The organism is Streptomyces sp. P17, assembly GCF_032436805.1.
GTDB lineage: Bacteria > Actinomycetota > Actinomycetes > Streptomycetales > Streptomycetaceae > Streptomyces.
Genome location: NZ_JAVRBF010000895.1, coordinates 1 through 268 on the forward strand (window position 1 = coordinate 1; position 268 = coordinate 268).

At 70.9% G+C, this 268-nt stretch carries 1 pseudogene; it reads right to left on the bottom strand.

Annotated elements, in window-relative coordinates:
* A pseudogene (locus RMT89_RS43365) lies at nt 1-268 on the bottom strand (phosphoketolase); the annotation flags it as partial.

The following is a 268-nucleotide window of genomic DNA, read 5'->3' on the forward strand; positions in this document are numbered from 1 at the left end:
GAAGATCACCGGCTTGTCGGGAGTGAAGATCGCATCGAACTCCCGGTCCGGGAGACCGTGCGGGTGCTGGTCCTCGGATTGCAGCCGGGTCAGGTCGACCACGTTCACCACCCGCACTCTCAGATCGGGGATGTGCTCGCGCAGCAGCGCCGCGGCGGCGAGGGTCTCGAGGGTGGGGACGTCGCCGGCGGCGGCGAGCACCACATCCGGCTCCGTGCCCTCGGTTTCCGTGCCCGCCCACGGCAGGATGCCCAGCCCGCGGGTGCAG